At 68.8% G+C, this 14099-nt stretch carries 11 protein-coding genes; 4 read left to right on the top strand and 7 right to left on the bottom strand.

Features of this window, described 5'->3' with window-relative positions; all coding sequences use genetic code 11:
- Window positions 1–31 precede the first annotated feature (31 nt).
- On the bottom strand, window positions 32–598 hold the full coding sequence (locus tag POD19_RS04500) for a DinB family protein (protein WP_041104677.1): 567 nt from the start codon (window positions 596–598) through the stop codon (window positions 32–34).
- Window positions 599–848: 250 nt separating this feature from the next.
- On the opposite strand from POD19_RS04500, the gene POD19_RS04505 reads away from it, so the two are divergent.
- The 3 genes from POD19_RS04505 to POD19_RS04515 all read left to right on the top strand — a co-directional run bounded on the left by POD19_RS04505 (window position 849) and on the right by POD19_RS04515 (window position 4234).
- On the top strand, window positions 849–2081 hold the full coding sequence (locus tag POD19_RS04505; RefSeq protein WP_240756417.1) for an AMP-binding protein: 1233 nt from the start codon (window positions 849–851) through the stop codon (window positions 2079–2081).
- An 83-nt stretch (window positions 2082–2164) separates the two neighbouring features.
- The gene (locus POD19_RS04510) at window positions 2165–3130 is read left to right on the top strand and encodes an LD-carboxypeptidase (RefSeq protein WP_340309346.1); all 966 of its coding nucleotides are present in this window, start codon (window positions 2165–2167) and stop codon (window positions 3128–3130) included.
- A protein-coding gene (locus POD19_RS04515; protein ID WP_340309347.1) for an IS3 family transposase occupies window positions 3084–4234 on the top strand; the annotation gives its coding sequence in 2 pieces (ribosomal slippage) (window positions 3084–3354 and window positions 3354–4234; 1152 coding nt in all). The genes POD19_RS04510 and POD19_RS04515 overlap by 47 nt, the downstream gene beginning before the upstream one ends.
- A 200-nt stretch (window positions 4235–4434) precedes the next feature.
- On the opposite strand, the gene istB is transcribed toward POD19_RS04515, so the two are convergent.
- The 4 genes from istB to POD19_RS04535 form a co-directional block, all read right to left on the bottom strand.
- Window positions 4435–5220, bottom strand: coding sequence for an IS21-like element helper ATPase IstB (gene istB / locus POD19_RS04520; protein ID WP_010078636.1), 786 nt, complete (start codon window positions 5218–5220; stop codon window positions 4435–4437).
- Window positions 5217–6740, bottom strand: a complete 1524-nt coding sequence (locus POD19_RS04525) for an IS21-like element ISMlu14 family transposase (RefSeq protein WP_031943827.1) — start codon at window positions 6738–6740, stop codon at window positions 5217–5219. The genes istB and POD19_RS04525 overlap by 4 nt, the downstream gene beginning before the upstream one ends.
- Before the next feature lie 198 nt (window positions 6741–6938).
- Window positions 6939–7211: a hypothetical protein gene (locus tag POD19_RS04530; protein ID WP_340309348.1), complete on the bottom strand. Its 273-nt coding sequence runs from the start codon at window positions 7209–7211 to the stop codon at window positions 6939–6941.
- 213 nt (window positions 7212–7424) lie between these two features.
- Window positions 7425–8432, bottom strand: coding sequence for an IS481 family transposase (locus POD19_RS04535; RefSeq protein WP_136940118.1), 1008 nt, complete (start codon window positions 8430–8432; stop codon window positions 7425–7427).
- Window positions 8433–8500: 68 nt separating this feature from the next.
- Here POD19_RS04535 and POD19_RS04540 point away from each other — a divergent pair, with 68 nt between their 5' ends.
- The gene (locus tag POD19_RS04540) at window positions 8501–11272 is read left to right on the top strand and encodes a DUF3427 domain-containing protein (protein ID WP_412943420.1); all 2772 of its coding nucleotides are present in this window, start codon (window positions 8501–8503) and stop codon (window positions 11270–11272) included.
- Between the two features lie 143 nt (window positions 11273–11415).
- On the opposite strand, the gene POD19_RS04545 is transcribed toward POD19_RS04540, so the two are convergent.
- Window positions 11416–12972: a DUF1846 domain-containing protein gene (locus POD19_RS04545; RefSeq protein ID WP_002858124.1), complete on the bottom strand. Its 1557-nt coding sequence runs from the start codon at window positions 12970–12972 to the stop codon at window positions 11416–11418.
- Entirely contained in the window at window positions 12969–14051 is a 1083-nt protein-coding gene (locus tag POD19_RS04550) for a trimeric intracellular cation channel family protein (RefSeq protein ID WP_340309349.1), read from the bottom strand. Before POD19_RS04550 ends, POD19_RS04545 begins: the two co-directional genes overlap by 4 nt.
- Window positions 14052–14099: the final 48 nt, after the last annotated feature.

The raw sequence follows: 14099 nt of genomic DNA on the forward strand, positions 1-14099 counted from the left end.
GACCGCAGGCGGGACCGCGGGTGGGGCGGGCTCACTCGCCGGCCTGGCCGTCGATCCCCTCGCGCAGCAGGTCGGCGTGGCCGGCGTGGCGGCCGTACTCCTCGATCATGTGGGTGAGGATCCACCGCAGCGAGACCGGGTCCCGCCCCTCCCGGATCCGGTGGGCGCGGGCCAGGGCCGCGGCGCCGTCGTCGCCGTCCGCCGCGAGCAGGTCCACCACGATCTGCCGGGACCGCTCCACCTGGCCCTGCCAGAGGGCGCGCAGGTCCGCCGCGGAGTCCTGCGCCGCGCTGTGCCAGTCCCAGTCGGGGTCCGCGTCGAAGTCCGCGCCCACCCAGGGCGTCGAGGTGGGCTCGCCGAGGGCGACGGCCTCGAACCACCAGAACTCGACGAACGCGAGGTGCTTGAGCAGGCCGCCGAGCGTCATCGCGGACGGGTGCCCCGGCAGGCGGCGGTGCAGCGCGGCCGTGTCCAGGTCCGCCGTCTTCCACTCGATCGTGGCGCGCAGGAAGTCGAGGAAGCCCAGCAGGGTGGCGGCCTCGCCCGCGGCGAAGGGCGGCTCGGGGCGGCCCTGGTCGTCGTAGAACACGGTGGTCATGGCGGCCAGGCTACGCCCCACCTCGCGTTTTCGTTCGGGAAACGGCGCGTCCGGGGGCGGGGGCGCCCGGGAGCGGGCGGGGTGAGCTCGCGGGGTGAGCGCCGGCGGACCTGGAACGCGTGCGGTCGCTCTGAGCCTGCAAAGTGCGCCCATACCGAGCGCAGGCGTTCCCGGAACGGGCGGGCCGGCGTCGTCGGCCTGCCGGACGAGATGCACGACGTTCTCGCGGTCGGAGGCGATCCGGTGCCAGATGTTGCCCAACGTCCCGGCCTTCGTGGCGGTCTACGAGGCGCTCATGCGTCTGGGCGCGGTGATGGTGCCGCTCAACCCGCTGTTCACCGCCCGTGAGCTGGAGTACTTCCTCGAGGACTCCGGGGCGCGCATGCTCTGGGCCATGCCCGGGCTGCCGGCCGTGGACGAGGCGGCCGGGAACGTCGACGTCGAGGTGGTCACCCTGGACCTCGAAGCGGTCGGGCGGGAGTGCGCCGCCGAGGGCATCGCCCCGGTCACGGAGATCACCCTGCGGGACCCCGACGACGACGCCGTCCTGCTCTACACCTCGGGCACTACGGGGCGGCCCAAGGGTGCCCGGCTGACGCACACGAACCTGCGTTCCAACGCCATGGCGACGGCGACCGGCCTGGGCCGGCTCGGCCCGGACGACGTCGTGTTCGCGGCGCTGCCGATGTTCCACGTGTTCGGGCTTTCGGTGGTGCTCAACGGGGCGGTGTTCGCCGGGTCCGCCCTGTCCCTGATGCCGCGGTTCGAGGCGGCGGACTTCTCGAGGCTGCGCATGCCCCTCTCCGGCGGTGCGAGCCTGCCGGTGGAGACGCTGCGCGCGGCGGAGAAGCTGTACGGCGTGCCCGTGTTCGAGGGCTACGGGCTGTCCGAGAACGCGGGCGCGTGCTTCTTCAACCCCGTGGACGCGCCGACCCGTCCGGGCACCGTGGGCCGGCCGGTGGACGGCTTCGAGTTCCGGATCGTCGCGATGGACGGCGCCGAGGTGCCCGAGGAGGACCTCGAGGCCTCCGGTGAGCTGCGCATCCGGGGCGAGGGCATCATGGCCGGCTACTGGGGCCGCCCGGAGGACACGGAGGCGGCGTTCGACGAGGACGGCTGGTTCCGCACCGGGGACATCGCCCGCCGGGACGAGGCCGGGTACGTGATGATCGTGGACCGGCTCAAGGACGTGATCATCCGCGGCGGCATGAACGTGTACCCCCGCGAGGTGGAGGAGGTCCTCTACGAGCACCCGGACGTGGTCGAGGCCGCCGTGGTGGGTGTGCCGGACGAGCGGCTGGGCGAAGAGATCGCCGCCTTCGTCTCGCTGGCCCCGGGCAGCGCCGTCACGGGGGAGGAGCTCCGGGCGTTCGCGGCCGAGCGGCTGGCCCGCTACAAGCGGCCGCGGGAGGTGACCGTCCTGGACGGGCTGCCGAAGAACGCCACGGGCAAGATCCTGCGCCGCGAGCTGCGTCAGGGGTGAGGGGCGCCGGGCGGTCTGGGCGCGGGTCGTCTGGTCTGAGTGAGAGGAACGACGGACAGGTGGCCTCTCGCTACGCTCCCGGTATGACTCAGCCGCTCGTCCACCCGCCCAAGGCCCAGCCGGGCGACAGGATCGCCGTCGTCTCGCCGTCGTTCGCGGCTCCCGGCTTCGCGCCCGCGATGCACGAGCAGGCGATGCGCCGCCTGGCCGAGGTGACCGGACTGGTGCCGGTCGAGTACCCCACCACCCGGCAGCTCGGGGCGAGCGCCAAGGACCGGGCGCGGGACCTGAACGCGGCGTTCGCGGACCCGGAGATCCGTGCGGTGATCGCCACGGTGGGCGGGGAGGACCAGATCACCGTGATCGGCCACCTGGACGCGGACGCAGTGCGCGCGGACCCCAAGCCGTTCCTCGGCTACAGCGACAACACCAACCTCCACCAGTGGCTGTGGGCGAACGGCGTGGCGAGCTTCTACGGAGGCTCCACCCAGGTGCACCTGGGGCCGGGACCGGCTGTGGATGAGGTGCACGCCGCGTCCCTGCGGGCCGCCCTGCTGACGGGAGGGCGGCTGGAGATCACGGAGCCGGGGGAGTCGGAGGACCACGGCGTCGACTGGCTGGACCCGCGGGCGCTCACCGAGTTCGGGACGCGCGAGCCGGTGCCGGGCCCGCACGACGACGGCGCGCACGGCGTCGGCGCTGGCGCCTCACCGTGGCGCTGGGCCGGGCCGCGGCGTGCCGTGACTGGCCGGACGTGGGGCGGCTGCCTCGAGGTGCTGCCGTGGGTCGGGGAGGTGCGTCGGATGCTGCGCATCCTGGGGGAACGCGCTGTGCACGCCGTGCTGGCGGCCCGGCCGCCGACGAGCTCCTTCGAGGTGCCGCGCGGCGCGGTCGAGCGCGCGCGGCGGCGCAGGCCACTTGGGCTGACCCCGTTTCGTAGGTCCAGTCGTTATGAGAGTCGTCCTGTTGCCCGCGGTCGCGGGCAGGGAGACTGGTCAGATCATGACGAACAGCAGGAAGCGTCACACCCCCGAGCAGGTCGTCCGTAAGCTCGGGCAGGCCGACAGGATGCTCGCCGATGGTCAGGACGTCGCGGCGGTGTGCCGGGAGCTCGGGGTGTCCGAGCAGACGTACTACCGGTGGCGGAACCAGTACGGCGGCCTCAAGGCCGACGACGCAAAGCGCCTGAAGGAGCTGGAGAAGCAGAACGCGACCCTGAAGCGTCTGCTCGCGGAAGCGGAGCTGGAGAAGGCCGCGCTCAAGGAGCTGGCTGAGGGAAACTTCTAAGCCCGGACAGGCGCCGCGCCGCCGTCGATCACCTCAAGGGCAAGTTGCGGGTGAGCGAACGGATGGCGTGCCGTCTGGTCGGGCTGAGCCGCTCCGCGTACCGGCGACCGCTCAAGGGCGACACGGTCACGGACCCGGATCGGGCGCTCAGGCAGTGGCTGCGCGCCTGGGCGAAGGACCATCCCCGCTACGGGTATCGGCGGGCGTATCACGACGCCCGCGCCGAGGGGTGGGTGGTGAACCACAAGAAGATCCAACGCCTGTGGCGTGACGAAGGGCTCCGGGTCCCGCAGCGGCGTCGACGCAAGCGCGTCGGGTCCTCGACCGTCGACGCGCCGACGGCGGACGCGCCGAACGTGGTGTGGGCGGTGGACTTCCAGTTCGACGCCGACGAGCACGGACGACCGATCAAGATCTGCTCGATCGTCGACGAACACACCCGGGAGTGCATCGGCGGGCTCGTGGAGCGCTCGATTACCGCCGACCGACTCACCGCCCACCTCGAGGACCTCGTCGCCGCCCGGGGCGCCCCGGCGGTGCTCAGGTCGGACAACGGGCCGGAGTTCATCAGCGAGGCGATGGCCGACTGGGCCGGCACCCGCACCGGCCTGTCCTACATCCCTCCGGGCTCGCCGTGGCGCAACGGGTACGTCGAGTCGTTCAACAGCCGGATCCGCGACGAGTGCCTCAACATCAACAGCTTCTACTCGCTGCTGCACGCACAGGTCATCATCGGCGACTGGAAGGACGAGTACAACTACCACCGCCGGCACTCCTCGCTCGGCTACCTAACCCCAGCCGAGTACGCTCGGCAGTGCACCCATCAAATGGAAACCGACGACTCACAGAACGTCCGGACCGAATGAAGGGGGCGGCTCACACTGGGCAGTACTCATCGGTCGTCTTTGGGAACTCCTCCACGTGCCCGGGTGGGGTGTCTGTCAAGGGCCATTGAGTTCTGCCCATAGGCGGCCAGTGTTTCTTCCCGCTGGTGGCCATCAGAACTGCCCACTGGTGGCCAGCTGGTTTGCCCGTTTGGGTGGTGGTGCTGGCCACCGTGATGGGATCAGTTCAGTGGCATGACTCCCTTCCCGGCCATTGCCTGGGTCATCCGTACGGAGTCTCCGGTGGTCTGGCACACGTGGGCGTGGTGCAGGAGCCGGTCCACGGTGGCGGTGGCCAGGGTCTTGGGCATCAGCTCGTCGAAGCCGGCCGGGTGCAGGTTCGAGCTGATCGCTACGGAGCGTTTCTCGTAGGCGGCGTCCACGATGCGGTAGAGGCCCTCGGCGGCATCGTCGGCGACCGGCAGCAGGCCGATGTCGTCGATGACGATCAGGTCGGCGCGCAGGATTCGGGCGACGGCTTTGGTGATGGTGTCATCGGGCCGGTGGGCCCGGATCATCGCCCCGAGGTCCTCCAGGGTGAACCAGGCCACCCGCTTGCCCTCCTCCACGGCCTGCTGGCCCAGGGCCTCGAGGAAGAAGGTCTTGCCGGTGCCGGAGGGCCCGCAGACCACGAGGTTCTCTCTGCGCGAGAGCCATTCCAGGGTGCGCAGGGACTGCTGGGTCGGGGCCGGGATCGAGGAGGCGCCCGGATCCCAGGTCGTGAAGGTCTTGCCGGTGGGGAACCCGGCGGCCTTGCGCCGGGCGGCGAGCATGGATCGGGCCCGACCGGTGGTCTCCTCGACCAGCAGGGCCTTGAGGACCTCGGCCGGCTCCCAGCGTTGGGCCCGGGCGGTGGCCAGTACCTCGGCGGCGATACCGCGGGCGTGGGGCATCTTCAGCTGCCGCAACAGCGCCTCCAAATCGGCCGGCAGCGCCGGTGCGGCGGTGTTCGGGGTGTGGATGCTCACCGGGCTGCCCCCTCGGTGTTGGAGGTACCGAGGCCGGCCCAGCCGGCGGTGCCCTGGGTCAGGGACCGTTCCTCGGTGGCGGTGTGCATCCCGGTGCGGTGGCCGGCGGCGGTGAGCAGGGAGGCCAGGTCGCCGTGGGCGAAGCGCTGGTGCACCGCGGCCACCCCGAGGGCGCGGTCGACCTGGTCGGTGCCGGCGAGCTTGGCCAGGGTGACGGCCTCGGCCATCTTCTGACCGATCCGGCTGGTGCCGGCCGCGGCGGCCTCCACCAGCCAGGTCCTCGCTCCGGCCCCGATGGCCAGGAACTCGGCCTCCGCCGCCGAACGGGGCACCGGGGTGTAGTCCCCGGGCACCTTGTCCGTCTCGTGGCCGGGGAAGTGCGCGTCGTCGATGGCCGGGGACCCGGGCCGGGCCACCCGGTGCCGGGCGACCTCCACCGGCCCCTGCGCACCGGCGTGCATGATCACCACCATCGAGTCCGGTCCGGTGCCGTGATGGCGCACGAACACCTCGGCCCCGAGCAGGTGCGCGGGCACCGAGTACTGGGCGTTTTCGAAGGAGACCATCGGCGTGTTCTCCGGCACCTTCCGTCCCACCCCGTAGGCCACGGTGTGCGCCGTGGCGGGGATCCGATGCAACGCGCTGGTCTCCTCGGCGAGCATGTGGTCCGGGCGGCGCCGGGTCACCCGGTGCTCCCGGGAGTTCACCATGGCCATGAACCCCGCGCAGGCGGCCTCGAGCTCAGCGAACGAGGCGTACTGGTCCCGCAGGTTGGTGTCCTTCGGGACCAGGTCGGCCTTGGCCAGCTTCACCGCGTTCTCCACCCCGCCCTTGGCGGCCGGATCCGCTGGCTGGCAGGTCAGCACCTCCACGCCGTAATGCCGAGCGAACGCCACGGTGGCCTGGTTACGCACCGGCACCCCGGCCACATGAGAGACCGTCACTGTCTTCTCGTTATCCGTCAGCACATAGGTCGGCGCGCCCCCGATCAGCCGGAAGCACCGGTCCAGGGCGGCGAACACACTCGGAGCCGTCCTATCACGCAGGGCGATGACGATCCGGTAGCGGGACCAGGCCAGCCAGGCCACGAACAGCACCGTCTTGGCCCCGTCGATCGCCGGCCCATCGCCGAAGTCGTACTGCAGCCATGCGCCCGGCTCGGTGATCCAGGGCCGGTGCACCCGGCGCTTCCCGGCCCGCCAGGCGGCCTTCACCTCGGCCACCGCCCGCCGGGTGGAGCGCTCAGAGCCGGTGTAGCCCATTGCGGTGAGCTTGGCGTGCACGACATCGGCGCGGATCCTGCCCGTGGAGGCCTCGACCCATTCCTCGATCTTGGGCAGCCAGACATCGGTGACCTTCGGGCGGCTGGCTCCGGATCCAGGGGTCTGGCCGGCGTCGCGGGCCCGCACCAGCCGGGCCACGGTGTGATGGGAGCAACCGGCCAGCTCGGCGGCGCCCCGCAATGACTTGGTCAGGTCATAGGCACTGAGTATTTTCATGGTTTCTGCGGCATCCTTCATTCAGGGCCTCTTCCTCGCTGGATTCGATTCGACACCGATATCCAACCCGGGGAGGAGGCCCCCGCCGGCTCACGACGCGGCGGGCAACGAGCAACGCGGGCAAACCAGATGGCCAGCACCGGGCAGTTCCCGTGGCCATCACTGGGCAGTCCTCATGGCCGTCAGCGGGTCATTCCCTGGCCACCTATGGGCAGCTTTTCATGGCCGCTTACAGGTGTCAGAATCAGCACCGTGAGCACTAACGACGAAGCGGTCGCAGGGCGTCTTCTTAGGCTGCCCGCGGGAACATATGAGCAGGTAGAAACCCTGCACGTGCGGCAGCAGCTGGCCGCCGCGCAGAATCTCGAGCCGGGGTTTGAACCACTCAGTGACACTGCTTTGCCCCATCAACTTGCCGTTCATGTCGGCGGTCTGCTTCGGCATGCGCTGACGCAGGCGAAAACGCCGGAGAAGCAGGTCGAGCTGGTACAACGCGTCATCGCAGCCTTGGGGGCGGACTATGCGCCTGATCTTCCGGTCTCAGAGCCCGGACGACCGGGACGACTGCGGACGCTCCAGGAGATCCGACCTGCCGCATCGCCCGTCAAGGAGCGACTGGCCCGGCCGGCGACGCCTCTCTCCGAGGTTGCCTTGCTGACGAACGCGGTGGGGGAACCCAGCATCGGCGCTGAGATTCGCGACGAACTAGCTGTAGGAGGGCATGACGTTGTTGACTCGGGCCGGTGCCAACGAGGTTGGCGGGGCGTCCCCGCAGGAGGTATGAGGCCGATGGTAGTTGTAGTGGTTCACCCACACCGCCAGGGCCTCACGCCGAGCCTGCTCTGAGGTGTAGGGGCGGGCGTAGATGACCTCATCGACCATCAGCCGGTTGTACCTCTCCACCTTCCCGTTATGGCGCGGGGTGTAGGGCCGGATCCGGTGATGCCGGCCCCCGAGCGAGACCACCTTCGCGGTGAAGTCCGCAGCCCGGTAGTTGTTTCCGTTGTCCGTGATCACCCGGTCCACGGTGATGCCGTGGGCGGCGAAGAACGCCCTCGCCCGGCAGTAGAAGCTCACGGTCGTGGCCGCCCGCTCGTCCTCCAACGCTTCGGTGTAGGCCAGCCGGGTGAACCCGTCGATCGCCGAGTGCAGGTAGGTGTAGCCGACCCGCCGGCCTGCACCACGCTTGGAAGCACGGCCTGCTTCACTTTCACGTCCGTGGGTGCGCCAACCGCCCCCGTCTGGGATCTTCCCGATCTTCTTCACATCCAGGTGCACCATGTGCCCCGGCCCTCTCGCGGTGATCTTCTGGGGTCGTTGGCGCAGGTCTTCTCCGGCCGGGGTCAGGTCCCGTAGGCGGGAGATCCCGAGTCGGTGCAGCCACCGTCCCACGGTACGAAGACACACCCGGTGGCCCTCGGAGACGAGGTGGTGATGGATGCGCCGTGCGGACCACTTGCGCTCCCGCCGCAGGGCGTGGATCTGGGCGACCAGGACCGGATCGAGCTGGGCAGGTGAACGGTGCGGCCGGCTGGGCAGGTCCTGAAGGCCGGCTTCTCCCTGGGCGCGGTAGCGGGCGACCCAGGTGGCCACCGTGGGCCGGCTCACCCGGAACTCGGCGGCCACGTGTGCCTGCGGGATCCCGTCGTGCAGGTGGCGGTGGACCATCCTGAGTCGGCCAGTGGGGGTCAGGGGTGCGTTAGCGTGAGTCATGAGTGGGTCTTCTCGGGCAGGTCGGTGGTGTAGGAACTTCCATCCTGCGGGAGAGGCCCACTCGTCTCATCTCAGCCCGTACCCCGTGGCAAGAACCTCATGACCCACAACAACTAGCCTCGGCCGACCGCGTCGATCTGTTGTGCGCGTTCGTGAAATGGCACGGGCTGCGCACTTTAGAGAAACAGTTGGCCTCTTTGGCTGAGCGCCAGGTGCCGTTCCGCGTCATCACGACGACCTACGTGGGGGCGACCGAACGGGCAGCACTGGATCGCATCGTGGGTGAGTTCGGCGGCGAGGTGCGCGTGAACTATACGACCGCCTCGACGCGCCTCCATGCAAAGGCATGGCTGTTCCACCGCGAGAGTGGCTGGAGCACGGCTTACGTTGGATCATCCAACCTATCCAAGGCCGCGATGCTGGACGGTTTGGAGTGGAATGTCCGGTTGTCCTCCATCGCGACTCCATCACTAGTCAGGAAGTTCCAGGCCACGTTCGACACGTACTGGGCCGACCCGGCGTTTGAGCCCTACGACCCGGAGCGGGACGCCGAGCGCCTCGACCGCGAACTGCGACAGGGATCATTCACAGACCGCGGGGACCGCATCGACCTCAGCGGTCTGGACGTACACCCGTATCCGCACCAGGCGAGGATGCTTGATGACCTCAACGCTGAGCGCGCGCGTGGTCATCACCGCAACCTGCTCGTCGCGGCCACCGGCACGGGCAAGACGGTGATAGCTGGCCTTGACTACCGGGACATGGCACTGCGTGCCGGTTCGCCCCCAACTCTTCTCTTTGTGGCGCACCGGGAAGAGATTTTGCGCCAGGCCCGGAAGACCTACCGCGCCATTTTGAACGACGGCACCTTCGGGGAGCTGTTCGTCGGGGGAGAGCATCCGTCGCAGTGGAAGCACGTGTTTGCGTCCGTTCAGTCCTTGGCTCGGCTAGGTGTCGCCACGTTGTCTCCGGACCTGTTCGATGTCGTCGTCATCGACGAGTTTCATCACGCCTCTGCGAGTTCCTACGAGGCACTCCTCCGCCATCTCAGGCCACGCGAGGTCCTCGGTCTGACGGCGACACCGGAACGCGCCGATGGGGTCAACGTCAAGGACCTGTTTGAAGGACGCATTGCCTCCGAAATGCGCCTCTGGGACGCGCTTGAGGCGGACATTCTTGTGCCCTTCCACTACTTCGCCGTGAACGACGACGTCGACCTTCGAGGAATCGAATGGCGTAATGGCCAGTACGACGTGGGTGCACTGGGTCGGATCTACACCGGCGACGAGGCCCGTGCTCGGAAGATTCTGGCGGCGCTCAGCGACAAGGTATCTGACCTCGATGCCATGAAGGCCCTGGGGTTCTGTGCCACGGTGGACCATGCTCACTTTATGGCCGAGGTGTTCAACCGCGCGAAGGTCCCGGCGGCCGTGGTGGTGGGGGACACCGGGTCAGAAGAACGAGCCGCTGCCTTCAGAGACCTCCGTGCTGGGACCCTGAAGGTGCTCTTCGGCGTCGATGTGTTCAATGAGGGGCTCGACATCCCTGAGGTCAACACGGTCCTTTTTCTTCGACCGACGCAGAGTGCCACGATCTTCCTCCAGCAGCTCGGACGAGGGCTCCGCCGCTCTCCCACCAAGAGCGTGCTGACAGCGCTAGATTTTGTGGGCCATCAGCGCAAAGAATTCCGTTTCGACCTCAAACTGCGCGCGCTGACGGGCAGTGGTCGGCGCCAGTTGATCGACGACGTTGAGGCAGGATTCCCCTACCTCCCGCCGGGATCGCAGATCGTGTTGGACCGGGTGGCGGAGGAAAACATCCTGGCCAATCTCAAGAATCAGGTGGGTTTGAAACTGTCGGACCTAGTCAGGGATGTGCGGGACCACGCCACTGCGGCGCGCGTCGGACTTGCCGACTATGCGCTGGCGCGGTACCTCGAGGAGGCCGGCCGTGGGCTGGAGGACGTGTACCGGCCAGGAAAATCGGGACGGAGCTGGAGTACCGTCAAAGACCTCGCGATGGGTAACCACCTCGGGGTCATCATGACTCCCGACGACCGTGGGATGACCCTCCGTGCTATCACGCTGCGCCACGTGGACGATGCCGAGCGGGCCGATGCGTACCGCCGGTTGCTCACAAATAATACACGCTATGAAGAGCTGACTCCGCAGGATCAGCAGTACGCGCGCATGCTGTATTTCACCCTCTTGCATGGGGCGGGGCCAGCCCCATTTTCCGATTTCGACGAAGCTTTCGACTGGGTTCGGGGGTTGCCCGCATTCGTGGAGGAGGTCGACCAGTTGCTCGACGTCGTCGTGTCGAGCGCCCGGACCGCTCCCGAGCACCTGCGGTTGGGGAAGCCGACGGCCCTCCGTAGCCATGCACACTATCGACGGACGGAGATTCTGGCCGGCCTGGACATCTCATCGTGGGAGCGCACGCAGTCGAGTCACCGGGAAGGCGTGGCCTTCTCCCCGGACTACAACACCGATGCTCTCCTCGTGACCCTTAAAAAGGATGCTCGGCAGTTCTCACCCAGCACGATGTACCGCGACTTTGCCGTCAGCCGGTCCGCATTCCACTGGGAGAGTCAGAACGTCACGACCGCTCGCTCCCCCACGGGCCAGCGCTACCTCAGCAAGGAGCACGGCGAGTCGCACACCCTAATGTTTGTTCGAGGGTCGGGTAGGGATGCGATTGGAGAGGGTGCTGCCTATCTGTGTCTGGGAACGGTGCAGTTCGCGGATTGGTCGGGCACAGAACGGCCGATGCAGATCACTTGGGCACTGGATCGCGAGATGCCTACCTCGGCGTACCAGGAAGCGAGGGCCGCTAGCTAGGGAGGGAGTGGGCGTCGAGTGTGACGGTCGTCGTGCGCGATAGGCGCGGGCGCGAGTTTTCCGGAGGTGTCCGGATCCCGAACGGAAACGGCCCGGGAGTCGCCCGGATCTCAAACGGAGGCGTTCGAGATCCGGGCCCACCGTCACCGCTTCCGGTAGAGCCCCTTCTTCTGGAACTTCGGCTCGCTCGTCACGAGCATCCCCAGGGACCGGAAGATGCCCTCGTCCACGGAGCCGAGGATCGTCGTCGTGTGCACGTCGCAGCCCTCGAGGCTCGCCAGCTGCTCGACGGCCGCCTTCGCGTTCTCGTCGGTCGCCGCGGACACGGACAGCGCGATCAGCACCTCGTCCGTGTGCAGCCGCGGGTTCTTGGAGCCCAGGTGCACGGTCTTGAGCGTCTGGATCGGCTCGATCGAGGCGGGGGAGAGCAGGTGCACGTCGTCCTCGATGCCGGCCAGCACCTTGAGGGCGTTAAGCAGCACCGCGGCGGAGCAGCCCAGCAGCTCCGAGGTCTTGCCGGTCACCAGGGTGCCGTCCGCCAGCTGCACGGCCGCGCCGGGCTCACCGGTGCGCTCGGCCACCAACTGTGCGGCACCCACCACCGGGCGGTCCTCCGAGCTCAGACCCAGCTTGGACATCACCAGGGCCACGCGCTCGGACTCGGTGTCGTCCGCGCCCTCCAGGGCCTCGTTGACCTGAGCCTTGTAGTAGCGCCGGATGATCTCCTGCTTCGCGGCCTCCTGGCACACCTCGTCGTCCACGATCGCCGCGCCGGCCATGTTCACGCCCATGTCCGTGGGGGACTTGTACGGGGTGGTGCCCGTGACCTTCTCCAGCAGCGCGGACAGCAGCGGGAACACCTCGACGTCGCGGTTGTAGCTCGTCACCCGCTCGCCGTACTCGGCCAGGTGGAACGGGTCGATCAGGTTGATGTCGTCCAGGTCCACGGTGGCGGCCTCGTAGGCGGCGTTCACCGGGTGCTCGAGCGGCAGGTTCCAGATGGGGAACGTCTCGAACTTCGCGTAGCCGGCCGGGATGCCCCGCTGCCGATCGTTGTACACCTGGCTCAGGCACGTCGCCAGCTTGCCGGAGCCCGGGCCGGGGGCCGTCACGACGACGAGGTCCCGCGTGGTCTCGGACCACTCGTTGGCGCCGAAGCCCTGCTCCGAGACGATCGTGGACATGGCGTGGGGGTAGCCGGGGATCACGCGGTGGCGGGCCACCTTCAGGCCGAGCCGCTCGAGCTTCTCGAGGAACGCCAGCGCGCGGTGGTTGGCGTCCTCCAGCTGCGTGACCACCACGTGCTCCACCAGGAACCCGCGCTCCCGGAACACGTCCACGAGGCGCAGGACGTCGTCCTCGTACGTGATGCCCAGGTCCGCGCGGACCTTGTTCCGCTCGAGGTCCTTGGCGTTGAAGCACACCAGGATCTCGGTCTCGTCCTTGATGCGGTCGAGCATCGCGATCTTGTTGTCCGGGGTGAAGCCGGGCAGGACGCGGGAGGCGTGCAGGTCGTCGAAGAGCTTGCCGCCCATCTCCAGGTACAGCTTCCCGCCGATCTGGCGGCGGCGTTCCTGGATGTGCTGGGACTGGAGTTCGATGTACTTCGCGCGGTCGAACCCGACGCGGTGGAGGGGGCCGGAGGCCGCGGCCTCCGTGGTGGTGCTGGCGGGGCGGGCGGTCTCATGCGTGCCGGTCATGGACTCTCAGCATAGACCTGTCCGCGGGGCGCGTGGCCCCGGCCCGGCGTCGGGCCCCCGCATCCCTCAGTCCCTCGGGTCCTCCGGGTCGTCCGCGATCCAGTCGTGCTCGGGGTCGTCGAAGCTGCGCGTGCGCCCGGTGCGCAGGTCGGTGACGTCCATGACGCCGGTGCCGCGGTCCAGGCGCACCTGCTGGTGTGAGGCGGGGTCGACGACGGTGATCGTCTGGGTCTGCGGGTCGTAGTCGTCCACCCGCACCTGGTCCTCGTACTCCTGCCGCGGTCCGTAGGACCCGTCCGCGTCGTCGTCGGGGAAGGCGGGGGCGCCGGGGGGCGCAGCCGGCGCTCGAGGGTGCGCTCCACCCGGCGCGCGGCCGCCTCCTGCGCCTGCGTGGCCAGGCGCCGCAGACGTTCGAGGGACTCCTTGTCCTGGGAGATCTCCGCGCCGAAGAACCGCCACTGGTAGCGGTAGGCGATCATCCGCACCGCGAAGATCAGGAACGCGATGAGGAAGCCCGTGAACGCGTTGAGCGCGCCGTTCATCGCCACCACGGTCGCCAGCACCGCGCCCAGGAACGTGGGGAGCACGTAGACGCCGCGGGGGTCGAAGATGGAGGGCACCTCGTTGGCGACGATGTCCCGCAGCACGCCGCCGCCCAGCGCCGTGACCATCGCGATCACCACCGTGGACACCGGGTGCACGCCCATCGAGTGCGCCAGCAGCACACCGGACACCGTGAACAGGGCGAGACCGGCGGCGTCGAACAGGGTGATGGTCAGGTTCAGCCGGTTCGGGTGGATCACCTTGACGTACACGAGCAGGGACACCAGCACGGGCGGGGCCAGGTAGACCGGGTTCTCCAGGGACGCGGGCAGGCCGCGGTCCAGCAGGATGTCCCGCGTGAAGCCGCCGCCCAGGCCCGCCAGCAGGGACAGCGCCATCGAGCCCACCAGGTCGAACTGCTTGCGCGCCGCCAGCAGCGCCCCCGAGGTGGCGAAGAAGAAGATCCCGATCAGGTCCAGGGTCGTGAGCAGCCACGGGACGTCGGTGAGGGTGGCGAAGAACTGCTGCACGTCCACGGCGGCTCCTTCCGTCGGGTCCGGGGGGTCACCGGCCATTGTCCCGGG

The sequence above is a fragment of the Micrococcus sp. GPGPB33 genome (assembly GCF_037853785.1).
Taxonomy (GTDB): domain Bacteria; phylum Actinomycetota; class Actinomycetes; order Actinomycetales; family Micrococcaceae; genus Micrococcus; species Micrococcus luteus.